At 69.0% G+C, this 24,898-nt stretch carries 28 protein-coding genes; 16 read left to right on the top strand and 12 right to left on the bottom strand.

Annotated elements, in window-relative coordinates; genetic code table 11:
* Positions 1-10 precede the first annotated feature (10 nt).
* Positions 11-286 (bottom strand): hypothetical protein, encoded by a 276-nt coding sequence (locus ACYVOK_RS08745; protein WP_460661766.1) that lies wholly within the window; start codon positions 284-286, stop codon positions 11-13.
* Positions 287-425: 139 nt separating this feature from the next.
* Between ACYVOK_RS08745 and ACYVOK_RS08740 the strand changes: the two genes are divergently transcribed.
* From ACYVOK_RS08740 to ACYVOK_RS08725, 4 genes are read left to right on the top strand one after another with little or no spacing between them, the layout of a single operon-like run.
* Positions 426-1,136 (top strand): GAF and ANTAR domain-containing protein, encoded by a 711-nt coding sequence (locus tag ACYVOK_RS08740; RefSeq protein WP_460661765.1) that lies wholly within the window; start codon positions 426-428, stop codon positions 1,134-1,136.
* A gap of 52 nt (positions 1,137-1,188) precedes the next feature.
* A complete protein-coding gene (locus ACYVOK_RS08735) occupies positions 1,189-1,425 on the top strand; it encodes a hypothetical protein (protein ID WP_460661764.1) in 237 nt (78 codons plus the stop codon).
* Between the two features lie 37 nt (positions 1,426-1,462).
* The gene (locus tag ACYVOK_RS08730; RefSeq protein ID WP_460661763.1) at positions 1,463-2,248 is read left to right on the top strand and encodes an SDR family oxidoreductase; all 786 of its coding nucleotides are present in this window, start codon (positions 1,463-1,465) and stop codon (positions 2,246-2,248) included.
* 10 nt (positions 2,249-2,258) lie between these two features.
* Positions 2,259-3,530: an MFS transporter gene (locus ACYVOK_RS08725; protein ID WP_460661762.1), complete on the top strand. Its 1,272-nt coding sequence runs from the start codon at positions 2,259-2,261 to the stop codon at positions 3,528-3,530.
* Here the strand turns inward: ACYVOK_RS08725 and ACYVOK_RS08720 are convergent.
* On the bottom strand, positions 3,441-4,790 hold the full coding sequence (locus tag ACYVOK_RS08720; RefSeq protein ID WP_460661761.1) for an MFS transporter: 1,350 nt from the start codon (positions 4,788-4,790) through the stop codon (positions 3,441-3,443). The genes ACYVOK_RS08725 and ACYVOK_RS08720 overlap by 90 nt on opposite strands.
* 473 nt (positions 4,791-5,263) lie before the next feature.
* Between ACYVOK_RS08720 and ACYVOK_RS08715 the strand changes: the two genes are divergently transcribed.
* From ACYVOK_RS08715 to ACYVOK_RS08690, 6 genes are all read left to right on the top strand, one after another.
* A complete protein-coding gene (locus ACYVOK_RS08715; protein WP_460661760.1) occupies positions 5,264-7,300 on the top strand; it encodes a DEAD/DEAH box helicase in 2,037 nt (678 codons plus the stop codon).
* A 108-nt stretch (positions 7,301-7,408) separates the two neighbouring features.
* Positions 7,409-7,807 carry a VOC family protein gene (locus ACYVOK_RS08710; protein ID WP_460661759.1) on the top strand — a complete coding sequence of 133 codons (399 nt, stop codon included), beginning with the start codon at positions 7,409-7,411 and terminating at the stop codon, positions 7,805-7,807.
* Between the two features lie 36 nt (positions 7,808-7,843).
* Positions 7,844-8,188, top strand: coding sequence for a YciI family protein (locus tag ACYVOK_RS08705; RefSeq protein WP_460661758.1), 345 nt, complete (start codon positions 7,844-7,846; stop codon positions 8,186-8,188).
* On the top strand, positions 8,185-9,396 hold the full coding sequence (locus tag ACYVOK_RS08700) for an RNA polymerase sigma factor (protein ID WP_460661757.1): 1,212 nt from the start codon (positions 8,185-8,187) through the stop codon (positions 9,394-9,396). The genes ACYVOK_RS08705 and ACYVOK_RS08700 overlap by 4 nt, the downstream gene beginning before the upstream one ends.
* A 141-nt stretch (positions 9,397-9,537) precedes the next feature.
* The gene (locus tag ACYVOK_RS08695; RefSeq protein ID WP_460661756.1) at positions 9,538-10,032 is read left to right on the top strand and encodes an MSMEG_6728 family protein; all 495 of its coding nucleotides are present in this window, start codon (positions 9,538-9,540) and stop codon (positions 10,030-10,032) included.
* Between the two features lie 68 nt (positions 10,033-10,100).
* A complete protein-coding gene (locus ACYVOK_RS08690) occupies positions 10,101-10,895 on the top strand; it encodes an SDR family NAD(P)-dependent oxidoreductase (protein ID WP_460661755.1) in 795 nt (264 codons plus the stop codon).
* Between the two features lie 38 nt (positions 10,896-10,933).
* Here the strand turns inward: ACYVOK_RS08690 and ACYVOK_RS08685 are convergent, their stop codons facing one another.
* From ACYVOK_RS08685 to ACYVOK_RS08675, 3 genes are all read right to left on the bottom strand, one after another.
* Entirely contained in the window at positions 10,934-11,311 is a 378-nt protein-coding gene (locus tag ACYVOK_RS08685; protein ID WP_460661754.1) for a J domain-containing protein, read from the bottom strand.
* A gap of 218 nt (positions 11,312-11,529) precedes the next feature.
* Positions 11,530-11,802 carry a hypothetical protein gene (locus ACYVOK_RS08680; RefSeq protein WP_460661753.1) on the bottom strand — a complete coding sequence of 91 codons (273 nt, stop codon included), beginning with the start codon at positions 11,800-11,802 and terminating at the stop codon, positions 11,530-11,532.
* A gap of 35 nt (positions 11,803-11,837) precedes the next feature.
* Entirely contained in the window at positions 11,838-12,281 is a 444-nt protein-coding gene (locus ACYVOK_RS08675) for an Hsp20/alpha crystallin family protein (protein WP_460661752.1), read from the bottom strand.
* 210 nt (positions 12,282-12,491) lie between these two features.
* On the opposite strand from ACYVOK_RS08675, the gene ACYVOK_RS08670 reads away from it, so the two are divergent.
* Together ACYVOK_RS08670 and ACYVOK_RS08665 are read left to right on the top strand one after the other, a co-directional pair.
* Positions 12,492-12,797 (top strand): hypothetical protein, encoded by a 306-nt coding sequence (locus tag ACYVOK_RS08670; protein ID WP_460661751.1) that lies wholly within the window; start codon positions 12,492-12,494, stop codon positions 12,795-12,797.
* Between the two features lie 3 nt (positions 12,798-12,800).
* Positions 12,801-13,490, top strand: a complete 690-nt coding sequence (locus tag ACYVOK_RS08665) for a hypothetical protein (protein ID WP_460661750.1) — start codon at positions 12,801-12,803, stop codon at positions 13,488-13,490.
* Positions 13,491-13,518: 28 nt separating this feature from the next.
* Here the strand turns inward: ACYVOK_RS08665 and ACYVOK_RS08660 are convergent, their stop codons facing one another.
* Genes ACYVOK_RS08660 through ACYVOK_RS08650 form a run of 3 tightly spaced genes read right to left on the bottom strand, consistent with a single transcriptional unit; the run spans position 13,519 to position 16,192 of the window.
* A complete protein-coding gene (locus ACYVOK_RS08660) occupies positions 13,519-14,214 on the bottom strand; it encodes an NADPH-dependent F420 reductase (RefSeq protein ID WP_460661749.1) in 696 nt (231 codons plus the stop codon).
* 1 nt (position 14,215) lies between these two features.
* Entirely contained in the window at positions 14,216-15,247 is a 1,032-nt protein-coding gene (locus ACYVOK_RS08655) for an LLM class flavin-dependent oxidoreductase (RefSeq protein ID WP_460661748.1), read from the bottom strand.
* A gap of 39 nt (positions 15,248-15,286) precedes the next feature.
* Entirely contained in the window at positions 15,287-16,192 is a 906-nt protein-coding gene (locus ACYVOK_RS08650; protein ID WP_460661747.1) for an HIT family protein, read from the bottom strand.
* An 86-nt stretch (positions 16,193-16,278) separates the two neighbouring features.
* Here ACYVOK_RS08650 and rox point away from each other — a divergent pair, with 86 nt between their 5' ends.
* A complete protein-coding gene (gene rox, locus ACYVOK_RS08645; RefSeq protein WP_460661746.1) occupies positions 16,279-17,709 on the top strand; it encodes a rifampin monooxygenase in 1,431 nt (476 codons plus the stop codon).
* Positions 17,710-17,711: 2 nt separating this feature from the next.
* Here the strand turns inward: rox and ACYVOK_RS08640 are convergent, their stop codons facing one another.
* The 4 genes from ACYVOK_RS08640 to ACYVOK_RS08625 form a co-directional block, all read right to left on the bottom strand.
* The gene (locus ACYVOK_RS08640) at positions 17,712-18,110 is read right to left on the bottom strand and encodes an arsenate reductase ArsC (RefSeq protein WP_460661745.1); all 399 of its coding nucleotides are present in this window, start codon (positions 18,108-18,110) and stop codon (positions 17,712-17,714) included.
* Positions 18,107-18,859 carry an aquaporin gene (locus ACYVOK_RS08635; protein WP_460661744.1) on the bottom strand — a complete coding sequence of 251 codons (753 nt, stop codon included), beginning with the start codon at positions 18,857-18,859 and terminating at the stop codon, positions 18,107-18,109. Before ACYVOK_RS08635 ends, ACYVOK_RS08640 begins: the two co-directional genes overlap by 4 nt.
* Positions 18,860-18,890: 31 nt before the next feature.
* Entirely contained in the window at positions 18,891-19,595 is a 705-nt protein-coding gene (locus tag ACYVOK_RS08630) for an arsenate reductase/protein-tyrosine-phosphatase family protein (RefSeq protein ID WP_460661743.1), read from the bottom strand.
* A gap of 600 nt (positions 19,596-20,195) precedes the next feature.
* Positions 20,196-20,507 carry a hypothetical protein gene (locus ACYVOK_RS08625; RefSeq protein WP_460661742.1) on the bottom strand — a complete coding sequence of 104 codons (312 nt, stop codon included), beginning with the start codon at positions 20,505-20,507 and terminating at the stop codon, positions 20,196-20,198.
* 36 nt (positions 20,508-20,543) lie between these two features.
* Between ACYVOK_RS08625 and ACYVOK_RS08620 the strand changes: the two genes are divergently transcribed.
* The 3 genes from ACYVOK_RS08620 (at position 20,544) to ACYVOK_RS08610 (ending at position 24,720) form a co-directional block, all read left to right on the top strand.
* The gene (locus ACYVOK_RS08620; protein ID WP_460661741.1) at positions 20,544-21,476 is read left to right on the top strand and encodes a cation diffusion facilitator family transporter; all 933 of its coding nucleotides are present in this window, start codon (positions 20,544-20,546) and stop codon (positions 21,474-21,476) included.
* A 263-nt stretch (positions 21,477-21,739) separates the two neighbouring features.
* Positions 21,740-23,734: a hypothetical protein gene (locus ACYVOK_RS08615; protein ID WP_460661740.1), complete on the top strand. Its 1,995-nt coding sequence runs from the start codon at positions 21,740-21,742 to the stop codon at positions 23,732-23,734.
* Positions 23,635-24,720, top strand: coding sequence for a hypothetical protein (locus tag ACYVOK_RS08610; protein WP_460662187.1), 1,086 nt, complete (start codon positions 23,635-23,637; stop codon positions 24,718-24,720). The genes ACYVOK_RS08615 and ACYVOK_RS08610 overlap by 100 nt, the downstream gene beginning before the upstream one ends.
* The last annotated feature ends 178 nt before the right edge of the window (positions 24,721-24,898 follow it).

Below are 24,898 nucleotides of genomic sequence, written 5' to 3'. Positions count from 1 at the left end.
TTGCCGCCATTTACTTGCCCGCGGCATTCGCCAGCCGGGCCTTGCCCTTCTTCACCCGCCGGGCGGGAACCGCCGGCTGCGTGTCCTCTGCCCGGATCTCGGCCGAGACGGCGCGATCCGCCGGGTCGTGGACGGGGCCGCCACCCAGACGTCTGTACTTCCAGCGTTTCTCGTCGTAGTCGTAATACGTGTCGATGCCGCCAACGGTCACCACGGTGTCCTCCGGTCGACCCGGTGTTCGGTGCGCCCGCTGCTGGACGACCGACTCCCGGTACCCGAATCGCACGAAATGATGCCCCGGCCGGGCAGCAACTCGCCGATTCATGGGCCGGTTTGGCGATCCGCCGACGAATCGAGCATGCTTGGGGCGGCACTCCGGAGATGTGGGTGGTTGACGTCCCTTGCCTTCGGGAGTGTGCTCCTCAGTGCTGAACAAGCCCGACCTGTCGGTCGCGGCCGCGCTCGCCCAGTTCACCGTGGATCTCCATGACGCCGACGGCGCCGTCGATCAGGTTGCCGCCGCCGTCGTCGACTTCGCGGTGGACACGCTCGCCTGGCCGTTCGCCGGTCTCGTCCTGACCCGGCGCGCCGGCCGGGTCAGCCTTGCCGCCGTCTCGGACCCGGCGATCGCGTCGCTGGGCCGGCTCCTGCTCGGCCCGGACAGTCCCCTGCCGGCGGTGGCCCGCGGCAACGATCCGGTCGTCGTCGACTACGTCGGTGACGGCCGGCTGATCCCGCCGGACGAGGCGGCCGCGGCCCACCGGGCCGGTATCGCGGCCGTCACCCACATGCCGTTGAAGGTCGGGGCCGGCCCGGTGGGTGCCCTCAGTCTCTATGACACGGACCCGTCCAGCTCGGACGACCAGCGGCTCACGGTCGCCGCTCTGCTGGCTCAGCACGCGGCGGTGGCCATCGCCCAGGCACGTCACCGCGAGTCGATGATGAAGGCCGTCGAGGCCCGCAAGCAGGTCGGGCAGGCAGTCGGAATCCTCATGCAGCGCTTCGACATCAGCGCCGACCTGGCGTTCCAGGTGCTGAGCCGGCATTCTCAGCACAGCAACACCAAGCTCCGCCAGATCGCCCAGTACGTCGTCCAGCACCGCCGGCTGCCGAACCATCCGGCGAACGGCGAATGAGTGTCCGTCGCCGCGGGCACCGGGCCGGAACCGACGACCGTTGGAGCATGCGATGTCGATCTGGGCACGATTCAAGCGATGGCGCCTGGCGCACAAACTCAACGAGGCCGACGCGCCCTCCGACACGGACACCGCGATGACGAGGGCCGAGGGCGGCGATCCGCGCGCAGAGACGGCGTCCACCACCGGCACCGGGCCCAGCGAGGAGTTCGTCGGCCGGGTCGCCGGTGACGACACGGACACCGGTCCGTCAGGTGCCGAGGTCCGCTCGGACAAGGGCGGCTCGTAGCCCGTTTTCCGGCAGCCGGTCCGGGTACTGGCGCCGTATGCCTCAAGCGATCGTCACCGGTTCCGACAGCGGCATCGGCCGGGCCACCGCGGTGGAACTGGCCAAGGACGGATTCGACATCGGCGTCACCTGGCACAGCGATCACAGCGGGGCGGAGGAGACGGCGGCCGAGGTCCGCGACCTCGGCCGCCGCGCCGTCGTCGAGCACCTCGACCTCGAGGTGCTGCCCGGTGCCGCCGACGTGATCGACAAACTCGCCGACGATCTCGGCGGCGTGGACGTCCTGGTGGCCAACAGCGGCACCGGCACCGGCGAACTCGCCGTCGATCTCGACTACGACACCTGGCGCAAGGTGATCAGCGTCGACCTCGACGGCGCCTTCCTCTGCTTGCAGCGAGCCGCCCGCAGGATGATCGCGGCCGGGAGGGGTGGCCGCCTGATCGCGGTGACCAGTGTCCACGAGCATCAGCCCCGGGTCGGCGCGGCGCCGTACGACGCGGCCAAGGGCGGCCTCGGCCTGCTGATGAAGACGCTGGCCCTGGAACTCGGTGAGCACGGCATCACCGCGAACGCGGTCGCGCCGGGTGAGATCGCCACCCCGATGACCGGCCAGACCGACGAGGATCCCCGCGACAAGGACCGGCCCGGCGTCCCGCTCGGCCGCCCGGGTGACGCCCGCGAGATCGCCGCCGTGATCGCCTTCCTCGCCTCCCCCAAGGCGTCGTACATCACCGGTGCCAGCATCGTCGCCGACGGCGGCATGCTCCAAATGGGGCCGATGGCCGGCAGCCACCTCGAACACCACAACTGGCGCCGCCCGTGATGTGGCCCCGATGGGAGTTCGCAAGGCAGCCTTGGCGCGGTACTTCGTCGCGTCGAGCCTCGCCCGTGCGGCCGACAGCGGAGCTGCTGTCGGCCTCGTTCTCCTTGCGGTAGGGCAGCCGGGGCTCCGGCATCCGGAGGCAGTGGGTGGCATCCTCGCCGCCGGCCTGACCGCTCCCCACCTCCTCGGCCCGGTCGTGGCGAAGCGCTTGGACCAAGCCCGCGACAGCCGCCGCTACCTGTTCGCCGCATTCCTCCTCTTCGGCTGCGCACTCGCCGGAGCCGCCCTGCTGCTCGGTCATGTCCCACTTCCTCTCGTCGTACTCGCCACCGGGGTGGCGGGCGCGTGTGGACCCGTTCTCACCGGTGGGATGAGCAGCCGCGTTGCCGACCTGACCGGCTCCGACCAGCGGGCCCGACGTCGCGGTGAGGGCCTGGACGTCCTCAGCTTCAGCGTGGCCGCCATCTCCGGGCCGGCCGGGGTCGCGGCGCTGGCCGCCGCCGTCAGCCCGCTGGTCGCGCTGCTCGTCCTCGGCGCCGCGTCGACTGTCGCGGCGTTCGTCACGCTGACTCTGCCGCCCGGCCGAACCGACGACGGGCAGCCGAAGCCGGCCGCATCCGTGCGCTCGGTTCTGAACCTGCTGATCCGCGACGGCGCGTTGCGGCGCGTCAACTACGCCACCATGCTCACCGCCGTCAGCAACGGCAGCCTGCCCGTGGTCGCCGTCGTCCTCGCCGTCCATCTCACCGGACGACCGACCGGCGGTGCCACCATGATGGCGGTGCTCGGAGCCGGCAGCTTGGCCGGTGCTGTCTTGATGACCTTGCGTCCGCTGCGCGGCGAACCCGACCGGCTCACCACCTGGTACGTCGCCGCCGTCGGCGTCGCCACCGCACTCTGCGCGCTCGCGGCCAACTACCCGCTCGCCCTCGTCGCCTTCGGCTTGATCGGACTGGCCAACGCACCCTTCGGCACGGCGACCTTCGCGGCCCGGTCGGAGTACGCGCCGCCAGAGGCTCGAACTCAGGTCTTCGTGACGATGGCGTCCCTCAAGATCGCCGCCGCCTCGGCCGGGTCCGCGGTCGCCGGAGTCCTGACCTTCCTCGGCCCTCGTGGTCTGCCCGTGGCTGCCGCGGCCGTCGTCATCGTCGGAGCCCTCGGCACCGTCGTGGACCGACGGCTGACCGGACACTCAGGCGTTCTGACCTCGAGGGAGCGTTCGCGCGGCCGTGATCGCGCCCGCCAGCAGCAGGCCCGTCCCGATGAGGAAGGCTGTGGATGACCCTGTGGTGAAGGTGGGGGCAGCGGTGGCGGTGGTGGCCAGGGTGGTGAGGACGATGGCGCCGCCCAGGTGCGTCGACGTCTGGAGGAGGCCGGAGGCGAGTCCCTTCTCGCCCTCTCGTACGCCGGTCATGCCCTGTGACGTGAGCGGTACGAACGCCGCCGCGAACGTGAAGCCGGCGACGGCGAACGCGGGCAGCAGATGGGTGAAATAGCCGTTGTCGTCCGGCGCGCGCGACAGCAGCAGGAACGCGGCGGCCGAGCCGATCATGCTCAGTGCGGCGGTACGGCGTGGGCCGGCGACCGTGACGATCCGAGGGGCCGCCAGACCGCCGGCGCAGGCCGACAACGCGAGCGGGACGAACGCCAGTCCGGTCTCGAAGGCGGAGTACCCGAGCACCTGCTGCAGGTAGAGCGTGGCGATGAACATCATCCCGCCGAACCCGCCCGCGTTCGCGATCAGCGCCAGGTTCGACCCGGTGAGGGCGCGGTCGCGGAAGATCGTCAGCCTGACCATCGGTGCCGCCGTACGGCGTTCGACCACGACGAAGGCCGCCAGCAGAACCACCGCCCCGCCGATGACCGTGGCCGCGGTCGTCCCCAGTTGCTCCACGCGAGAGATCCCGAACGCCAAGGTCCCGAAACCCGCCGCGACCAGGGCCGCGCCGAGCAGATCCAGCCTGGGCGCCTCCTCGTCGCGGCTCTCGCGAAGGGTCGTCGGTGCGAGCGCCGCGGCGAGGAACCCCACGGGCACGACGATGAAGAAGCACCACGGCCACCCGACGGTCGCAGTCAGGACACCACCGAGGACCAGACCAGCGACCATACCCAGATCCATCGACGCCGACAGGTAGCCCAGCGCACGTTGCCGCTGACGCTCCTGCCGATAGGTGGTCGTCAGCAACGCGAGCGCGGCCGGCACCGCGAGCGCCGCGCCCAGACCCTGAACCGCCCGGGCGGACAGCAGAACCTCCGTCGTCGGGGCGAAACCGGCCGCCGCCGACGCCGCCGCGAACACGAGCAGGCCGGCGACCAGCACCCGGCGGCGACCGAAGAGATCACCGGCTCGCCCGCCGACCAGCAGGAAGGCTCCGAGCGTGAGCGTGTACGCGGTGACCACCCACTGCAGGTCGGCCTGCGCTGTCCCCAGGTCACGCTCGATCGCAGGAAGAGCGACCGTGACAACCGTTCCGTCCAGGGTCACCAGTACGTCGGCCGCGCACAGCAACGCCAACGCCGGCCGCCAGCTTCCGAGCCTCATAAGGGCGCCGGTGCCCACGTTCCCCGGTTCGTTCACTCGGAGCCGGGAATCGCGCCGCTGTTCTCCCGCGGCCTACTGATATGCGGTCGGCGGTCGCATGTGGCTAGTATTGAGGGAGCACCGTACGTCGGCAACGCCTCTAGCGACGCCGATCGCGCCGCGACGGCTGCGCCTCGCGCAGGAACTCACGGCCATCCACCAGTCGGGCTCGGTCCCGCTCCGGTGGCGGGCCCCGCCGGACATGCACCTGTCGATCGCTCGCGGGTGTCCGCCCCGGAGACTCGGCAGGAGGTCTCGGGGTCGGTGGCGCGATGTCGTGCGGTGCCGCGTGCCGCCGCGGCAGCTGTGCCGTGGCAGTTCTGAGGAGGGAATCCTTGGCCCAGCGAGGCCGGCGTCGTTCCGACGCTACCCGTAGTACTGGTGCTCCGCCCCGGCGCCGGCGTCGTACCCGCGACGTCGAGGTCGAAGGCCTCATGCCGGTGCTCGCTCGCGCCGTGCGCGAGGTCGAGAGCGCCGTCGAGCGCGGTGCCGTGCGGCCCTCGATCCGGACGAAGTTCCAGGTCATCGCCCTCCTGGTGCGCGAGGAGCGCGCTCGCGTGAACTCCGACGAGAGCGCCGGCGACACCTACCGGGCGGAGCAGCTCAGGCGCCTGGACGGCATCGCGACGATTCTCGCCAAGACGGCGGCCCAGGAACCCTCGCTGCTGTCACTGCTCGCCGAGGACGCCGTCGTCTCCCCCGCGGCCGCCGCGCTCAAGCGCGAGATGCTGGTGTCCGCCGGCCTGGAACCGCCTGACGAGCCGGAGCCGGAGGAGCAGGCGGCCGAGCCGCCCGCGACCACGCGGCAGGTCGTGCCGCAGTCGGTGGTCTCCCGGCAGCTCGCCAACCCCTTCCTCGCCCCTGACTTCAGCGCCCCTGTCCCACGTCCGGTCCAGCCGAAGCGCCTGGCCGGCTGGGAGCTGATCGGGCCGCTGCTCAAGTCGTTCGAGTACGCGACCGCGTCGTCGACCAAGGCGCTGCCCAGAGCGACCTCGTTGCGTACGCCGGCCGGCCGTGACCTGATGCCGCACCAGGCGCAGCTGATCGCCGCCGCGGCAGCCGGCCACCGGACCTTCCTGCTGGCCGACGAGCCCGGTCTGGGCAAGACCGCCCAGGCCCTGCTCGCCGCACAGGCAGCAGAGGCCTATCCGCTGCTGGCCGTCGTACCGAACGTCGTGAAGACCAACTGGGCCCGCGAGGCCGGCCTGTGGACTCCGCGCCGCAAGGCCACCGTGATCCACGGCGACGGCAAGACGATCGACGCCTTCGCCGACATCGTCGTGGTGAACTACGAGGTGCTCGACCGGCACGTCGGCTGGCTCGGTGACCTGGGCTTCCGCGGCATGGTCGTCGACGAGGCGCACTTCATCAAGAACAAGAAGTCGCAGCGGTCGCGGAACGTACTCCGGTTGTCGGAGCGGATCCGCAGCCGGATGGTGCGGCCGCTGCTGATGGCGCTCACCGGTACGCCGCTGATCAACGACATCGAGGACTTCACCGCGATCTGGGAGTTCCTCGGCTGGATCGACGAGAAGGGACCGCGCGCCGAGCTGATGCAGGCGCTCGAGGACAGTGGCCTGACACCGGCCGACCCCGGGTTCTACGCCGCCGCGCGCGCCAGTGTGATCGACCTCGGCATCGTCCGCCGGCGCAAGGTCGACGTGGCCGCCGACATCCCCGCCCGCCGCATCGCCGACCTGCCCGTCGAACTCGACGACGCGGCCGGCCGGTCCATTCGCGCGGCCGAGCGTGAGCTCACCGACCGCCTGGTCGCGCGGTACCGCAGCGCACTGGAGACCCGCACCTCCGGCGAGGTCGTCGACGGGATCGATCACGACCTGGTGCGCCGGGTCGCCGGCTGGGAGCGAGCCGACCCGGACTCGGCCAAGACCGGCGAGAACGTCTTCAGCCTGGTACGGCGGATCGGCCGGGCGAAGGCGGGTCTGGCCGCCGACTACGCGGCCCAGCTCGCACACAACGTCGGCAAGGTCGTCTTCTTCGCCCGGCACATCGAGGTGATGGACGCCGCCGAGGCCCTGTTCGCCGAGCGCGGCATCGGCTTCGCCTCGATCCGCGGCGACCAGACGTCGAAGAACCGCCAGAAGAACATCGACGCGTTCGTCAACGATCCCGAGGTGTCGATCGCGGTCTGTTCACTGCTGACGGCCGGCGTCGGCATCAACCTGCAGGTCGCGTCGAACGTCGTCCTCGCGGAACTGTCCTGGACGAACGCAGAGCAGACCCAGGCGATCGACCGCGTCCACCGAATCGGCCAGGAGGAGCCGGTCACCGCCTGGCGCATCATCGCCGCGCAGACCGTCGACACCCGGATCGCCGATCTCATCGACGCCAAGGCCGGGCTGGCCGCCAAGGCACTGGACGGCTCGGACGAGGAACTCTCGTCGTCGGCCGACCTCCAACTGGAAGCTCTCGTCGCCCTCCTGACCAACGCTCTCTCCGCCGAAGCGTAGAAACCGGCCTTCGTACGGCCGACACCAATCTGCCGGGACGGACTGTCGTATCGGGCACCTCGCCGATCGTCTTCTGGGTGTAAGCACTCACCCAGAAGGGACACGACCATGCAAGCGACCGTGAACGCGCTGGACATCGCAGTGACCGACCTGACCGCCGCCATCGAGTTCTACCGGCGGCTCGGGCTCGAGTTCGTCCGGGACGAGCACTGGCCGAACGACCACGCCGGGTGCGACCTGCCGAACGGTCTGCACCTGATGCTCGACACCGACAGCCTCCGCGGCAAGACCACGTCCGGCTGGACTCCGCCGACGACAGGACGGATCTTCCTGACCTTCCAGCTCGAGTCGCCGGCCGCGGTCGACGCGAAGTACGCCGAACTCGTCGCCGCGGGCGTCAGGGGACTGCAAGAGCCGTTCGACGCCCCTTGGGGGATGCGGTACGCCACCGTCGCCGACCCGTCCGGGAACGGCGTCGACCTGTTCGCCGGCCTGCCCACCGACTGACCCCTGGTCCGCCAGACTGAGACCGGAGGTGACGCGATGAAGTACGTGCTGATGTTCGTCGAGACCGAGGAGTTCCACAAGGAACTCGAGGCGATGAGCCCGGCCGAGCAGGAGCAGGCCTATCAGAAGGTCTACCAGTGGTTCGCCGACCACGCCCCGAAGATCACCAACCGCGGCGCGAAACTGCAGGCCGCGGAGACGGCCACGACGGTCCGGCTCGGTGGCGGCGAGCCGGTGGCGACCGACGGCCCGTTCATGGAAGGCAAGGAGGTCATCTCCGGCTTCGTCGAGATCGACGTCGCCGACCTCGACGAAGCCCTGCGGATCGTCAAGACCTGGCCAGGCTGCCCAGTCGTCGAAATCCGCCCCGCGGAGTCATGACACGCGCGAGAGGCGATCATGCCGCCGACGAGTTGGCCCGTGTCGTTCGTGAACACGCGGGCCGGCTCGCCACCTCCCTCATGTCGCTGCTGGGCGACTTCGCCACGGCCGAGGACCTGGTCCAGGACGCGGTCGAGACCGCGTTGCGGCGCTGGCCCGCCGAAGGCATCCCGGAACGCCCGGACGCCTGGTTGTTCACCGTCGCCAAGCGGCGCGGCCTCGACGTACTCCGCCGGCAGGAGAACTACCGCACCAAGCTGACCCAGCTGCAGTGGCCGGTCCGGCCGGCACCCGACGACCGGCTCCGGCTGATCTTCACCTGTTGCCACCCGGCGCTGCCACGCGAAGCACAGATCGCCTTGACGCTGCGGGTCGTCTGCGGTCTCACCACCGCACAGATCGCCGCGGCGTTCGTCGTCCCCGAGACGACCGTCGCACAGCGCATCACGCGGGCCAAACGCAAGATCGCCGCCGCCGGAATCCCGTACCGCATCCCCCGCGACGACGAGTTGCCCGCACGGCTGAACGAAGTACTCACCGTCATCTACCTGCTCTTCAACGAGGGCTACCTCTCCAGCACCGGCGAGCGCGCACACGCCCGCGACCTCGTCGACGACGCCGAATGGCTGGCGTCGCTCCTGGCCGGGCTGCTTCCCAACGAGCCCGAAGTCACCGGCCTACTGGCTCTGATCCGCCTGCACCGCGCCCGTGTCGCCGCCAGGTTCACCGCCGACGGCCAACTGGTCCTTCTGCAAGACCAGGACCGTACAAAGTGGAACCACCCGGCCATCGCGGAGGCAACCGCGTTGTTGACCCGTACGGCTCGCCGCCACCGCTCCCCCGGCCCGTACCAACTCCAGGCCGCCATCGCCGCCTGCCACTGCGAAGCCGCCACCTGGGCCGACACCGACTGGCAGCAGATCCTCGTGCTCTACGACATGCTGCTCCACCTGCAGCCGACCCCGGTCACGCGTCTCCACCGCGCGGTCGCCGTACGGTATGTGCACGGTCCGCGAGCTGCGCTGGCCGAACTCGACGACCTCGGTAACGCGCTCCAGAACTACCCGCTGTTCCATGCGATCCGCGCCGAACTACTCCGCGCCGAGGACCGAGCCACCGAAGCCGCCGCGGCCGACCGCCAAGCCCTCGAGCTCACCAGCAATCCGGCTCAACTCGACCTCCTGCACGCCCGCCTCGCCGACTCCTAGCCCGGCCGCGACCCGATGGGTGCGGCGGGGTCGTCTCCAGGATTCCACGACCACGAGCATCGCCGGTGTCCGCCCGGGGTACTGCCGGTGCATGACTGAGCTGCCGCCCGGGACGGCATCACCAACGCGAAGACGCAGCGGGTGAGTGACGTGCAGACGTTCCTGCCGATGCAGGACTTTGCCGAGACTGCGGGGGTGCTGGATCCGCGGCGGTTGGGCAAGCAGCGGGTGGAGACGCTGCAGATCCTTCGTGGACTGATCGTTCCGGGGTACGGCTGGCGGCACCACCCCGCGGTGAAGATGTGGGCCGGCTACGAGGAAGCGCTGGTGCGCTACGGCCTCGAGATCTGCTCGGTCTGGGTCGCTTCCGGCCGGTCCGACACGTGCGAGACCACCATGGTCACAGAACTCACCGGCGCCTGCGGCATCAAGTACCCACGCGCACAGGCCGAGCTCGCACGAACCGGTGACCTACCACCGTGGCTCGGCGACGCGGCGTTTCACCGCAGCCACCGGTCCGCCCTGGTGCGCAAGGATCCGGCCCATTACAGCCGATTCTTCGACGAGCCCCCGGACCTGGCGTACGTGTGGCCGACCTCAGACCGTCCCCCGCGCTGCCCGCAGGTGCCCACCTGATCGACGTCCTGCCCGGGCGCAGGTCGCCGAGGTCGATTGCCGGGTGGGATCCGGGGTACCGCGGGACCATGACCGAGAACGGACAGCTCGCGCTGGTGACCGGCGCTTCGAGTGGTATCGGGCTGGAACTGGCCCGTCAGTTCGCCAAGCACGGCTTCGACCTCGTCATCGCGGCCGAGGACGACGCCATCGAAACCGTGGCGCCCGACCTGCGGACCGCGGGTGACCGCACCGTCCAGGTCGAGGCCGTCCGCGTCGACCTGGCCACCCCCGAAGGCATTCAGCACCTCCTGACGTGCCTGGGCGATCGCCCGGTCGCGGCCGCGGCGCTCAACGCGGGCATCGGGCTCGGTGGCAAGTTCGTCGAGAACGACCTGGCCACCGAACTGCGCGTCATCGATCTCAACGTGAAGTCCACTGTGGCGCTGGCGAAGCAGATCCTGCGCGACATGGTCGCCCGGAACGAAGGCCGGCTGCTGATCACGTCGTCGATCGCCGCCACCATGCCCGGGTCGTTCCAGGCGGTGTACAACGCCAGCAAGTCGTTCCTGCAGTCGTTCGCGGAGGCGCTGCAGGACGAACTCAAGGACTCGGCCGTCACAGTCACCTCGCTGATGCCGGGACCGACGGACACCCGGTTCTTCCACCGGGCCGGGATGGAAGACACCCGCCTCGGGCAGTCCGGCAGCAAGGACGATCCGGCCGAGGTCGCGCGTCAGGGCTACGAGGCGATGATGAAGGGCCAGGACCGGGTCGTCGCCGAGTCGCTGATGACGAAGGCGCAGGAACTGGCCAACAAGGTCCTGCCGGACAAGGTCAAGGCCGTTGCCCACCGCAAGATGGCCGAGCCCAAAGACAGCTGACACCGGCAGGCTTTCGGCGTACGTCGTACGTCGGTCACTCAGCCCCGGTCGGGTGGCAATGGCCTCCAGCGCACCGGCCCGACCCGGATCGCCGACGGCCTCCGGGTGGTCCACGGTCCGGCCCGGGTCGCAGCAGGTCTGACCTGGATCGAGACGGCTTGTGGCGGCGGCGGTTGCCTGACGTGTGCGCGGTCATAGGCGGCGCGGCGAGCCGGATCACGCAGGATGTCGTAGGCGGCGAGGATCTGCCGCAACCGCACGTCGGCGTCGGAGTCCGGCTCTGCTGGCCGGCGGGTGTCGGGCCGGCGGGTGTCGGGGTGGTGCTGTCGGACCAGTTCCCGGAAGGCGCGCAGCAGGTCGTCGCTCGACGCGTCGGCGGTGACGCCGAGGATCACGTACGGGTCGAACGCAGGCATGGCGTCAGTCCAGGTGAAGTGCGGGCGAGGACCGGGGTGATGCGGCGGCCCGTCACGGCGTGTCGTCCCAGGAAGGACAGGCAGCGGACGGAGTCGTCGCTGGAGAATCGAGGGGGTTGTGACGCGGGCGGCCGCATCACCGGGTCACAGGGATCGACTCAATCGGCTCAATCTCGGATCAGCTCACCTCCTCACGGTCGCAGGAGCGGAACGCGCGGTCAGGCCGGAGGGCCGCGTCCCCTGCCGTCCGGCCGGCGGGTCGGCACGGAGGTGCCGGCAGGCGGCCCGGAACCGCGCTCCCGTGCGCGCGGCGGCCAGGCGGCCCATCCGCCGTCCGGTGGGCAAGGTTTGCGGCGGGACGGCCGACGCGGTGACTCCCAGCAGGCAGCGATCAGTGCGTCGAACTCATCCCGCACCAGATCGTCGTCGCCGAGGACGAGGTCGACGAAGACCTCGGCCGCGTCCACTGTCTGCTGTTCGATCGCAGTCATCGAACTCGCCCCGTCGAGCGGTGGTGGCTGCCGGGTCAGACGTCGATCTGCTTCTGACCGCTGTCGGCCTTGGTGATCTCGATCTTGCGCGGCTTGGCCTGCTCGGCAACCGGGATCTTCAGCGTCAGTACGCCGGACTCGTAACTGGCCTCGATGTGCTCGGCGTCCAAGGTGTCGCCGAGGAAGAGCTGCCGGGAGAACACGCCGAGCGGACGCTCCGCGACCTGCATCTCGACGCCCTCGCCGAGTTCGGCCGGCCTGCGCTCGGCCTTCACCGTCAGCACGTTGCGTTCGACGTCCAGGTCGATCGCGTCCGGCGACACACCGGGGAGATCGAACGCGACCACGTACTTGTCACCGTGCCGGTAGGCGTCCATCGGCATCGGCGTCGGTCGCGACCACGTGCCCGGCGTCTGGCCCCCGAAGACCTGCTGGGCGAACCGGTCCAGCTCCCGGAACGGGTCGGTGCGCATCAACATCGTCCTGCACCTCCTGAGCAGTCGACTTGTGGATCGTGTCAATACGCACTTCCCATATAACACGTCAACGCCTCGTTGACAAGATCACATGTCATCGCATCGCTGACGGGTGTTCCACTGGATCCGCCGGGGACATCGGACGCGCGATGGAGGCGTGTAGGACTGCGCGGGACGGGGAACCTGTCCGCGATGCGACGGTGGTGGGTTTTCGTGCTGAGCGGCTTGGTCCTGGTGGCGACGATGGCCGGCGCTTCCGCCGCCGCGGGCGCAACCGACCACACCAGGCAGAGCCCGGTGTCGGTCCAGGCTCCAGCTGCGGACACTCCGTCGCCGACGCTGGGGTCCACGCCGCAACCCGGCGTCAACCCACCAGGCGACGCCGACGCGGATCCGAGCGACTTCGACCAGGTACCGCTGGCGGTGGGCTCGTTCCTCTTCCTCGGCGCGCTCGTCGGCGGGTCGATCCTCTTCTACCTGTGGCGCCGGAGCCGGCAGAACACTGGATCCACGGACTGAGCGTTGTCGAATTCCCGACGCATAGGCATCCTCCGGGCCGCTCCCAGACGCATCGTCCGGGCGACCTTTCGACTGCTCGCCGCCGTCCGAGGCGCGCGTGCATTCCATCCTCGCGGTCTGGCATTCCGGGCCGAACTCGAGTGCGTCGCCCCACTCCCCGAGGGCCGGTACGACGCGATCGCAAGACTCACCAAAGGCGCCGGCACACCCGGCGACCGCCCGGACGTCCTCGGCCTGGCGATCCGCGTCCGGCCGGCCGATGACGATCCCTGGGATCTCCTGTTGTCCAGTGCGGGCCAAGGCCGGCTGACCCGATGCCTGCCGATCCCCGCCCGCGACTGGAGCAACGCGGCGTACGGCACGATTGCGCCGTACGAGGTGGGCGACCGGCGATTCTGGCTCAGGGCCACACCCCAAGGTCCGAAGGTGGGCCATGCCTCGGTCGCCAGGCTCGAGGCCGACGCTCCTCGGGCCTTCACGCTCGCGATCTCCGGGCAGACGAGAGGCTGGCACACCGTCGGCCGGCTGACTCTCTCGGATGCGCTGCCTGACACGAGCGAGCGGTTCGATCCGGTCCGCTACCGCCCGCCGGGTTGGCGGCTGTCGCCTGCCTGGCTGCGCAGGGTCCGCGAGCTGGCGTACCAAGGAAGCCGCGCCGGGCACCGCAGCACGCGCTCGACGGCGCCAAGCTAGCCGAGCGCTTCCCCGGCGGCGGGGCCGCCTATGCCGCGGCGTCGCCGCTCGATCGGGCCTGCGCGATGAGCCGGCCCTGGGGGGTGTCCGGGAAGCGGTCGAGCATCGCGCGGACCTCGTCGGCGCCGACGTTCGCGCCGAACAGTTGAGTGCCGGGACCGAACCGGACACCTTCGGCCAGCGGCCCGGCGATCACCGGATCGAAGCCGAGCGCGTCGACGATCGCCGCAACCTGCTTCGCGTCCTCGGCCTCGCCCGCCACGGCGATCGCCTTGCGGTCCGGCGCCCCGGCCGGGCGCGCGCCGTCCTCGAGATCGTGGTAGCCCATGTGGTTGAACGCCTTGACCACGCGCGAATCCGGCAGGAAGTCCTGGACGATCTCGCTCGACGACGTCCGCGGATCGGTCAGGTCGTCGCGAATCCCGTCGACCTCCCACCAGTAGTTCATCGCGTCGATCACGAGCTTTCCGCGCAGTACCTCCGCAGGGATCGTGCGGTACTTGCCGAGCGGCAGCGCGAGAACCACGACATCGGCCCGCGCGGCGGCGTCGGCCGCCGTCGTCGCGATCGCGCCAGGGGTGATGATCTCGACGATCAGGGCGATCTTGTCCACAGCACCGGAACCCGCGATCAGGACCCGATAACCCGCCGCGACCGCGAGCCGGGCCAGCACGGTGCCGACCTTTCCTGCACCGAGAACGGCGATCGTCGGTTTGTCGTCCATGTCAGCCCGCCAGGATGTCGCGGACCATCGGGATCACCTTCGTGCCGAACAACTCGACCGCCCGCAGCCGGGCACCGACCGGCATCGAACCGGACGTGTAGATCAGGTCGAAGCGGCCGACGTCCAGCTTCTGTACGGCGCCGGCGATCCGGCGGGCCACGGTCTCCGGCGAACCGACGTACAGCGAACCGTGGGCCACCTCGGCGTCGAACTCCTCACGCCGTACCGGCGGCCAGCCGCGCAACGCGCCGATCCGGTCCCGGACGACCTTGTACCGCGGATAGAACAAATCCTTCGCCTCCTCGTCGGTGTCGGCGACGAATCCCGGTGAGTGCATCCCGACCGGGTGCGCGACCGTGCCGAACTGCTCGGCGGCCCGGCGGTAGAGATCGACGTACGGCGCGAATCGCTCGGGCGACCCACCGATGATCGCGAGCATCAGCGGCAGGCCGTAGTACGCCGTACGCACCACCGACTGCGGGGTCCCGCCCACGCCGACCCAGGTGGTCAGCCGGCCGGACTCGGTCTTGGGATAGACGTCGGCGTTCTCGAGCGGCGCTCGGGTGGTCCCGCTCCAGGTGACCGGCTTCTCGTCGAGCAACTGCACGAACAACTGCAGCTTCTCCTCGAACAGGACGTCGTAGTCCTTCAGGTCGTAGCCGAACAACGGGAACGACTCGGTGAACGAACCACGACCGAGGATGACCTCGGCCCGCCCGTTCGAGATCGCGTCGACCGTCGAGAACCGCTGGAACACCCGCACCGGGTCGTCCGAGCTCAGTACGGTCACCCCGGACCCGAGCTTGATCCGCGACGTCCGGGCCGCGATCGCGGCGAGCACCGTCTCCGGCGTCGAGATCGAGTACTCCGGCCGGTGATGCTCACCGAGCGCGATCGCGTCGACGCCCACCTCGTCCGCCAGCACCGCCTCGTCCACGACCTGCCGGATCGCCGCCGCATCCGACACCAACCGCCCGTCGCCGCCCTCCGGCACATCCCCGAACGTGTCCAGCCCGAACAGCACCTCGCCCATCAGCACGCCTTCCCATCACCCGATCATCCAGTTGACATGTCAACACGGTAGACGGGCGCCTTCATTCCCGACGGCGAGGAGCTTGAAGGGGTTGGCCGGCTCGCGCCGGGAGCGGCCGAAGACATGGATGTGCACATGCGGCGTCTCCTGCCGGGCTTCGCTGCCGTCGTTCAGGAAGCAGCTCAACCCGGTGCATTTCCCCTTGAACGCGTCCAGAACCTCTCGCAGACGTGAACCGATCGAGACGAGCTCCACCGGCGTCAGGTCGCCCGCGCTCACCACATGGCGCACCGGCAAGACGATCACTTGAGATTCGATGATCGTCCGCCGCGGCCGGATGACACGAACATCGCCGGCCAGCCAGAGTTCCTGTGCCTCGGCTGTGCACCCGTCGCAGGCCTCCTCTTTAGGACCAGGCACCGCGATCTCGGCGGCCGACGCGAGCGCGGATCTGAACCCGGCGACTTCGGTCCGATCAGCAGGTACGGCGTACGTCCGCTGCGGCCGCGGAACCGCCATCACGCGCACCGGCGACACCGAGTCGCCCCGTCGACGCCCGAACACATGAATGGCGAAACCGTCGACCGGATCCGGCTCGCCGACTCCGTCCTCGTCGGGGCGCCAGCCGACTGCGAAGCTCACGGCGAAGCCGCGATAGTTGCCGACGTCCCACAATCCGGCACGAGTACGGCGATAGGCCTCGAGAAGCCCTTCCGCGGCGGCCTGGTCGAGCGGCTGATTCGGCCGGCGGCTGGTGATGGTCAGGTGTCCCGGCGTCAACCGACGCTCGGGGATCGACACCGCCCACCCTTCGTTCGCCCAGAGCGCCGCCACCTCTGCGCACTCCCCCACAAAGCAAAGGCAAGGAGAGTTTCTCCTTGCCGTAATCAACATATAACGCACGGGGGGACTTGCCGCAAGCCCCCGTTCGTGCAGGAGAATCACCGGCCGGAGCCAGACCTGCGCAAATCAAAGAGATTTGTCTTTTCGCGAAGCGACTGGCTGAGACCTCGCAAATGAATGGGCGGTTCATGTTCGACGTGATCATTGCCGGCGGTGGGCCGACCGGTTTCATGCTGGCCGCCGAGTTGCGGCTGCACGACGTACGCGTGCTCGTCGTGGAGAAGGACGAACAGCCGACCCCGGTGGTCCGCTCGCTCGGGCTACACGTGCGCAGCATCGAGGTGATGGACCAGCGCGGCGTGCTGGACCGGTTCCTCGAGCACGGAACGAAGTACCCGCTCGGCGGCTTCTTCGCCGGCATCAGCAAGCCGTCGCCGGTGGGGCTGGACACCGCACACGGGTACGTCCTCGGCTTGCCGCAGACCATCACCGACCGCCTGCTGGCCGAGCGCGCCACCGAGCTCGGCACCGAGGTACGGCGTGGTTCGGCAGTCATCGGATTGACCCAGGACGAGAACGGCGTGACTGCCGAACTCGCCGACGGCACGCGGCTGCAATCGCGCTACCTGGTCGGCTGCGACGGCGGCCGCAGTACCGCACGCAAACTGCTCGGCGTCGGCTTCCCGGGCGAGCCCAGCAGGAACGACACGCTGCTGGGTGAGATGAAGGTGACCGCGTCACCGGAAACGCTGGCCGCCGCGAACGCCGAGGTCCGCAAGACACAGCTCCGGTTCGGCTCGATGCCGCTCGGCGACGGCGAGTACCGCATCGGCGTACCCGCTGCGGACGTGGCCGAGGACCGCACGGTCCCGCCGACCCTCGAGGAGTTCAAGCGGCAGTTGCAGGTGTACGCCGGGACCGACTTCGGCGTCCACTCACCGCGCTGGCTCTCCCGCTTCGGCGACGCCACCCGGTTGGCCGAGCGCTACCGCGTCGGTCGCGTGTTCCTTGCCGGTGACGCGGCGCACATCCACCCGCCGACCGGCGGGCAGGGCCTCAACCTCGGCATCCAGGACGCGCTCAACCTCGGCTGGAAACTGGCCGCCGCGATCAACGGCTGGGCTCCCGAGGACCTGCTGGACACCTACCACACCGAACGGCACCCATGGGCCGCGGACGTGCTGAACAACACCAAAGCGCAGATGGAACTGATGTCCACCGACCCCGGCCCCCAGGCAGTGCGCCGGCTGCTGGCGGAATTGATGGACTTCGAGAACGTGAACCGCTACCTGATCGAGAAGATCACCGCGATCGCGATCCGCTACGACTTCGGCGAAGGCCACGAACTCCTCGGCCGCCGTCTGCGGGACCTCGAGCTCAAGCAGGGCCGCCTCTACGACCGGATGCACGACGGCCGAGGCCTCCTGCTCGACCAAACCGGCCGCCTCTCGGTGGAGGGCTGGTCCGACCGGATCAACCACGTCATCGACACCAGCGAGGACCTGGACGCCCCCGCAGTACTCCTACGCCCCGACGGCCACGTCGCCTGGCTAGGCGAAAACCAGCAAGACCTCGTCCCCCACCTAACCAAGTGGTTCGGTCCGGCCGCAGGTGCCTAAGGTCACTGCCGCAATTCGGAGAGCAGCTTTTCGACTTGGGTGCGGATTTCGTCGCGGACCCGGCGTACGGCGTCGATCGGCTGGCCGGCGGGGTCGGTGAGTTCCCAGTCCTCGTAGCGTTTTCCGGGCAAGATCGGGCAGGTGTCGCCGCAGCCCATGGTGATGACCACGTCGCTGGCGCGGACGTCCTCTGTGTCGAGCAAATGCGGTTCGGCGCCGGTGATGTCGATCCCGACCTCGCGCATCGCCTCGACGGCGACGGGGTTGATCTTCCCGGCCGGTTCGGAGCCGGCGGATCGGACGTCGATCCGGTCACCGGCAAGGTGACGCAGCCAGCCCGCCGCCATCTGGGACCGCCCGGCATTGTGGACACAGACGAAAAGAACACTGGGCTTGCTCACGAGGTTGCTCCTGCAATGTCGGAGTGACGGGTGACAACATCGTCGGCAGCGCGGCCGGCGCCGGGGTACACCAATGCCAGCAGGCCAACGCCGACCACGGCGCCGACAACCTGGAAAGCGATGAAGCCGGGAACAGACGAGGGTGCGATTCCAGCAAACGTGTCGCTGAAAGCACGTCCGACGGTGACGGCGGGGTTGGCAAACGAGGTCGACGACGTGAACCAGTACGCCGCTCCGATATACGCACCGACCGCCGCCGGAGCGAACTGGGATCGACCCGATGCGGCGAGCGCGAAGATCAGCAGTATCAGTCCCGCGGTCGCCACGATCTCCCCGATGTACAGGTGTCCTGAGCTGCGTTCCGTCGTCGACCAAGACACCGCGGCTTCGCCGTACATGAGGTTCGCGAGGACTGCTCCGCCGATGCCGCCGACGACCTGAGCGGGCACGTAGACGGCCAACTCGGCGAGCGTCAGGCCGGCCCCAGTACGGCGCCCGAGCCACCAGTCGGCCGCGGACACCACCGGGTTGAAGTGCGCGCCGGAGACCGGCCCGAATATCAGGATCAGCACCGCGAGCCCAAGCGCAGTGGCGAACGAGTTCTCCAGCAACTGCAGCCCGACGTCACCAGGAGACAGCGACGCCGCCGCAATCCTAGACCCGACCACCACAGTCACCAACAGCCCAGTCCCGACCCCTTCCGCCACCACCCGCCGCCACAACGGCACGACCGTCACGCGCGCCTCCACACGACCCGCTGGTCGACGGAAGATCGTTCGGTCATCGAGGGCTCCTGGGGGTGTCTGCCGTATCGGGTGAGAGGGCGGGCGCCAGCCGGTCGATCCGGTCGGCGAGTTCGGTGTAGGCGGCCTCGAATGCGGCGTCGGTGCCCGCCGGTGCCGGATCGGGAATCGACCAGTGCAGTCGCGGACGCTGTTCGGCCGGCAGGTGCTCGTGCGCGTTGTCGCAAACGGCGATCAACAGGTCGTCCCGCCGTACGACGTCCTTCACGTGCGCCGTACGCCAACCGGACGGGTCCAGACCGTGGCGGCGCGCCACCTTCACCGCACGAGGATGGACCCGATCGGCCGGTTGCGTGCCGGCGGAGAGCGCGGGGACGCGACTGCGCCGCGACCAGATACCCGCCGCGAGCTGCGAACGAGCCGAGTTCTGCGTGCAGACGAATACAACCCGCGAGACCGCCCTGAACCGCGGTGTGGTGATCGCGGCCAACGCCTCGGCCCGCAACCTCACATACGTACGGCGCCTGTCCCCCTCCGACCGAGTCCGGACGACAAGGCCCGCATCCTCGAGCACCTTCAGGTGATGAGCGACCAAGTTCGTCGGCAGCTCCAACGCCCCGCCGAGCTCCCCCGGCGCCACATCACCAGCCACCAGCATGTCCACAACCGCCAGCCGCACCGGATCCCCAAGCGCCGCATGAATCCGCGCCCGCCCCACCAACGAACCTCGCTCAACATCCATTGACTCAATACTCACTGAGCCATCTCATCGAGTCAAGGCGAGCACAGCCCGTTCGGCACGGTGATCGTCGTCATCGCCCGCCTCGCCGAACCGGTCATGATCCCGCGTGCGCAGCAGTCCTGGGCGGCGCCCACGCACGGTTACTCCGTCACGACCTCCCCGGTCGCACCCTCTGGACCCTCCGCACCCCTCTGCACCCTCTGCCCCTTGACCTCGCGGCGACGGGCCATTCAACCCGTCCGACTCGTCTCCAGCGCGCATCGAGGGCGCCGCTCGCCCACGGCCCTCCCCTGCGGCAGCCGCCGTGCACATCATCACCACCGCCCGCCTGGTGCTTGGCGGGCGGCGGCTCGCCTCACGTTGTTGCCTGCAGCATCGAACTGGCCGGCGTATTTACCCGCGCGCTACCCACACCCGGACATTCCCGACCACACCGTCTGGTCGCAGTTCGGGAGGACTACACCTACCTGCCAGCAGTCCTCCCGGCAATCGAACTCCGGTTGCTGAGCCAGGTGAGACCCGCCTACTCTCTTCTATATGCGCAAGTACGCAAGCAAGCAGATGCTCCGGCAGCGCGCCCCGCCCGGTGAGCCACTCGATCTAGCCACCGGTACCTGACAGAGCCGACGACGAAGAGAGCCGATGAGCGCCACAGAGCACGATCACAGGCACCCCGACGACGCCAATGAACAGCTTGGCCACCAGCACGCCGCTGAACCCGGGCACGGCGACGGGCATAGTCACGGCGATGTGCACGGCGACGTGCACGGTCACGGCGGTGGGCACGGGCAAGGCAGCCGGCATGCGCATGGCAACGGGCGTGGGCATGGCAACGGGCCTAGGCATGGCAACGATCACGGGCACGGGCATGGGCACGGACACGGGCACGGCGATCATCACGATCACGACCATGGCGGCGGGGTGTGGGCGAAGGTCAGGCACGTCCTCGTGCCACACGCTCACGACTCGAACGAGGTGATTCAGTCCGCCCAGGAAGCCAGTCGGGAAGGTATTCGCGCCGCCTGGATCGGCCTGGCCGGCATGATGCTCACCGCGTTGCTCCAGGTCGTCATTGTCTGGGCATCCGGGTCGATCGCCCTCCTCGCCGACACGGTGCACAACCTCGGCCATGCCGCGACCACCATCCCGCTGGTGATCGCCTTCAAGATCGGGCAGCGCGCCGCAACCAAGCGCTACCCGTACGGCTATCGCCGCGCGGAGGACCTTGTCGGTCTCTTCATCTCCCTGATGATCGCGGCCTCAGCCGGCCTCATCATCTGGGAGTCCGTCGACGCGCTGGTCACCCCGCACCCGCTGACCAACCTCGGCTGGGTCTTCGCCGCCGGCATCGTCGGCGCGGCGGGGAACGAGATCGTGGCGATCTACCGCATCCGCGCGGGCAGGCGCATCGGCTCCGCGGCCCTGATCGCCGAGGGTCAGCACGCCCGCGTCGACGGGTTCACCTCGATCGCCGTCGTCGTCGGTGTGATCGGAGTCTGGCTCGGGTTCGCGCGTGCCGACGCCCTCGTCGGCCTGTTCATCGCCGTCGCCATCCTCGGCATCCTGGTGAGTTCGCTGCGCGTCACGATCCGCCGGCTCATGGACGGCGTGGACGACGACATCATCGACCGGATGACACACACGGCACGCGCCACCGACGGCGTAGCCGAGGTCGAGACGATGCGCGCCCGATGGAGCGGTCACCGCCTCATCGCCGACACCGAGATCGCCGTCGAGCCGCACCTCTCCGTGGCGCAGGCCCACAGCATCGCCGAGGTCGTGGAACACCAGCTCCTCACCAAGACGCCACACCTGCACGAGGTCACCGTGCACGTCCATCCGCTCGGCGTCACCCATCCCCTGACCGGAAGCCTTTCGTGACGCGCCCTCCACGCGCCTCGAGCCCGAGCTGACGGCATCCGGGACGACCTTCACCTCGCCGGACAGCTCACTGCCTGTTCGGGCAGAGTCGCTTGACCCGGTTGCCGGCGGCACCCATATTGGAAGAACTTTGGGGGTCTGGAGCTGGGGGGCTCGGTGCGACGTTGCTTCGTCCGCCCTTCACTGCTGGCAGTACCCCATCCATTGGTCCGGTGCGCGGGGGGTCTGGGCTCAGGCTGCGCTCCGGTTGAGGGGGCAACCGAATGAGCACCTACACGCGCACGCGAGTCGCCACAGTGCCGCTCGTCATCCTGGCTCTCGTCGCCTGGCTTGCTCTGGCGGCAAGCGAACGGGCGACCGCAGCACACTCCGTTCCGGTGACGGTCACGATCACCAGCGTCGACGGCGTCGGTGACGACCTCGACGGCATCGGCCGCAGCGACGCGGACTTCTACGCGGGGGTCGAGTTCGCCGGTGGCGCCATGCAACCGGGCCCGAGCTTCGCCACCCATGTCGACGACGACCCGAACATCACGCCGTACTGGCCGATTTCGAGCACTGTGCAGGTGGTCGACGACTCATCGCCCGCGGCGTCGGTGACCCTCTCGATCTGGGATCACGACGACTGCAGTACGGCGTTCTGCGACGACACCGGCGTGTTCGAGTCGAACGACGACCAGCTCGACATCCGGCCAGGCGCCGGCGAAACCGTCACCCTCACCGTCAATCTCGCCAACGGCCGATGGACCGGCCCGGTCAACTGGCCGGCCAACTGTGTCACCGGCGACGGCGGCGAGGCGGTCAAGGTCTGCTTCGACATCAGCGTCGATTCGGCCAGTGGTGACGCCGACGGCGACTTCCTCCTCGATGGCTGGGAGCGCAACGGCTTCAACCCGAACGGAGACGGCACCATCGACGTCAACCTCCCGGCGATGGGTGCCAGCACCCAGCGCAAGGACCTGTTCCTGGAGATCGACTGTCTCGTCGACAACACCGCGGCGACCGCGCACACTCATTGCCCGGTGCAAGGAGCAGTGCAGACCGTCGTCCAGTCGTTCGCCGACGCCCCGGTCGGCAATCTCGACGGCACCACAGGCATCCAACTGCACGTCGACATCGGAAACCTGTACGGCCAGGCTGCCGGAGCGGCCACGAACGTACCGAGGGCGGCCGCTCCCGCCGGAGCCGTCACAGGTACCTTCGGCAACTATGGCGGCGGTGGCAGCCAGATCGCCGAGGCGGGCAACCTCATCATCGACTGGGACGGCGCAGCCGGACGCGCGGGAACGAACTTCATCACGTTGAGAACGGCGAACTTCAACAGCCAGCGCGACCTGATCTTCCGCTACGGAATCTTCGGCCACCAGACGAACACCCGCAGGGCGGCGAACGACTGCACCTCCGGTGGGGCCAAGGGCATCCCCGGCGTGAACTTCTTCGTCACGCTAGGCGGCACCCGGGCGAACGGAAACCCCTGCTGGGGCACCGATGCGGGCGGGCTCTCCGTGGGCAGCCAGAACCAGCAGGCCGGCACTCTGATGCACGAGTTCGGCCACACGCTCGGCCTCGGCCACGGCGGCGTCGACGGCTTCAACAACAAGCCCAACTACCTCAGCGTGATGAACTACGGGATCAGCACCGGGCCCGCCAACACGCCCAACAACGTGCAGATGTGCGGTGTCCCCGCCGTCGGCGGACTGCCCGGCGGATGCGACTTCTCCCGCACCAACCTGCCCGCCCTCAACGAGGTCAATCCACCAGGTCTCGACGAATGCGCGGGGATCGGGCTCGGGCTCGGCAGCTTCGACTGGAACGGCGCCGGCGGACTGACCGGAACCAGTTGCGCGGCCCCGAACACGGCCAACGTGCAGGCCAACATCAACGGCGACTTCAACGACGCGGACGCGACGGCACCCAGGACGCCGGTGAGGCGGCGACCTTCAGCAACCTTCCCGGCTTCGAGGACTGGAACAGCATCTTCTACGGATTCCGCACAATCGCGAACTTCCAGACCGCCGGAACGCCCGTCGACGACGAGCCCGACCCCGATGCGATCATCGCGGCGCGCGCCTCGACGGAGGAGCTGGTGCGACCGGCGCTGTCCGTCGACAAGACGGGGCCGAGCGACGCGAGCCCGGGCGACACACTCGACTACACCATCAAGACCGGCAACACCGGGCGAGGCCCTGCTCTGGTCACGAAGCTCACCGATACGTTGCCCAACGGCACACAGACGTCCTTCGACCTGGGCACACTGACCGTCGGAGCCGAGGACTCCCGGGCAACGAGCTTCCTCGTTCCGTGCACCACGACCGATGGCACGGTCCTGACAACCAGCGCAAAGGCCACTGGTACCGACCTGATCGGGAACCCGGTCTCTGGCACCGATTCCGTCACGACGACGGTTCACGCCCCAGTGCTGACACTGTCCAAGACTGCTGTGAGCAGCACCAACGCCGGCGAGGCGATCACCTACCGGATCACCTATGACAACACCGGCAGCGGTGCCGCGGCCAACGTGACCATCACAGACAAGCTCCCGGCCGACGTCTACTACAGCAAGGCCCTGGACCAAGGCTCCGGACCACGACCCGACACCGTCACACCGAACGTGGACGGCACGACCACGCTCACCTGGAACATCGGCACACTCGGCGGCAACTCAGGCCCGAAGACCATCGAGTACACGGCTCGGCCGAGTCTGCTCCTCGCTGGCGGAAGCTCGGTCGACAACGGTGCGACAATCACCTTCACCAACACCAACGACTGCGCCTACACACCGGTCACGGCAGCTCAGACCACGACCATCACCGAGGTCACGCCGACTCGCGATCCACTCAGCCAGGGCTTCTGGAAGACGCACCCTGAGCTCTGGACGGCTGAGCTGCTCGCCCGGATCCAGGCGACCGATCAGCGTTTCGACGGCGCCGACGGATCGACACCGGACGGCCGGCTCTCGATCGCCGAGGCGGCGGCAACGTTCACCGCTTCCGGCACGCAGGCGAGGTCGCTGCGGTCACAACTCCTCGCGACCTACCTCAACCTGGCGACGCGGCGCATCAACGCCTCGACGAACATCGCCTCCAAGACAGCCGCCGAGCACGGCCTGGCGACGGTCCGCGCCGCGGGCTTGTTCTCCATCGCCACGCTCGCCCTGCCAGTCGACAGCAGCACCTCCGGTCGCTACAGCGACGCAATCCGAATCCTCGACGAAATCAACAACAACAAGAGCGAGGTCTACTAACCCTCCGCCGGCGCGCCGACCAAACCCGGCGCGCCGGCACCTGGCCGGCTTGCGCCCCTGGTCGACGCCGGGCGGGTCGTCGTACTGATCGGACACGGGCTCGGGGCGCTCGAGACTGCCGACACCCTGGTGATCCACCACGGCGACCAAACGATAGAACCAGCACACCCAGCGCATT

This window comes from Kribbella swartbergensis, from assembly GCF_054784135.1.
Note: the sequence above shows the minus strand (reverse complement) of the source record. Positions and strands in the feature narration are given on the sequence as shown.

What these genes read in the sequence shown, in the direction of transcription:
- ACYVOK_RS08735 (WP_460661764.1), top strand. Translation starts at nt 1,189, where the DNA reads ATGTCGATCTGGGCACGATTCAAGCGATGGCGCCTGGCGCACAAACTC.
- ACYVOK_RS08730 (WP_460661763.1), top strand. Translation starts at nt 1,463, where the DNA reads ATGCCTCAAGCGATCGTCACCGGTTCCGACAGCGGCATCGGCCGGGCC.
- ACYVOK_RS08725 (WP_460661762.1), top strand. Translation starts at nt 2,259, where the DNA reads ATGGGAGTTCGCAAGGCAGCCTTGGCGCGGTACTTCGTCGCGTCGAGC.
- ACYVOK_RS08720 (WP_460661761.1), bottom strand. Translation starts at nt 4,790, where the DNA reads ATGAGGCTCGGAAGCTGGCGGCCGGCGTTGGCGTTGCTGTGCGCGGCC.
- ACYVOK_RS08715 (WP_460661760.1), top strand. Translation starts at nt 5,264, where the DNA reads ATGCCGGTGCTCGCTCGCGCCGTGCGCGAGGTCGAGAGCGCCGTCGAG.
- ACYVOK_RS08710 (WP_460661759.1), top strand. Translation starts at nt 7,409, where the DNA reads ATGCAAGCGACCGTGAACGCGCTGGACATCGCAGTGACCGACCTGACC.
- ACYVOK_RS08705 (WP_460661758.1), top strand. Translation starts at nt 7,844, where the DNA reads ATGAAGTACGTGCTGATGTTCGTCGAGACCGAGGAGTTCCACAAGGAA.
- ACYVOK_RS08700 (WP_460661757.1), top strand. Translation starts at nt 8,185, where the DNA reads ATGACACGCGCGAGAGGCGATCATGCCGCCGACGAGTTGGCCCGTGTC.
- ACYVOK_RS08690 (WP_460661755.1), top strand. Translation starts at nt 10,101, where the DNA reads ATGACCGAGAACGGACAGCTCGCGCTGGTGACCGGCGCTTCGAGTGGT.
- ACYVOK_RS08685 (WP_460661754.1), bottom strand. Translation starts at nt 11,311, where the DNA reads ATGCCTGCGTTCGACCCGTACGTGATCCTCGGCGTCACCGCCGACGCG.
- ACYVOK_RS08680 (WP_460661753.1), bottom strand. Translation starts at nt 11,802, where the DNA reads ATGACTGCGATCGAACAGCAGACAGTGGACGCGGCCGAGGTCTTCGTC.
- ACYVOK_RS08675 (WP_460661752.1), bottom strand. Translation starts at nt 12,281, where the DNA reads ATGTTGATGCGCACCGACCCGTTCCGGGAGCTGGACCGGTTCGCCCAG.
- ACYVOK_RS08660 (WP_460661749.1), bottom strand. Translation starts at nt 14,214, where the DNA reads ATGGACGACAAACCGACGATCGCCGTTCTCGGTGCAGGAAAGGTCGGC.
- ACYVOK_RS08655 (WP_460661748.1), bottom strand. Translation starts at nt 15,247, where the DNA reads ATGGGCGAGGTGCTGTTCGGGCTGGACACGTTCGGGGATGTGCCGGAG.
- rox (WP_460661746.1), top strand. Translation starts at nt 16,279, where the DNA reads ATGTTCGACGTGATCATTGCCGGCGGTGGGCCGACCGGTTTCATGCTG.
- ACYVOK_RS08630 (WP_460661743.1), bottom strand. Translation starts at nt 19,595, where the DNA reads ATGGATGTTGAGCGAGGTTCGTTGGTGGGGCGGGCGCGGATTCATGCG.
- ACYVOK_RS08625 (WP_460661742.1), bottom strand. Translation starts at nt 20,507, where the DNA reads ATGGTCGTGATCGTGATGATCGCCGTGCCCGTGTCCGTGCCCATGCCC.
- ACYVOK_RS08615 (WP_460661740.1), top strand. Translation starts at nt 21,740, where the DNA reads ATGAGCACCTACACGCGCACGCGAGTCGCCACAGTGCCGCTCGTCATC.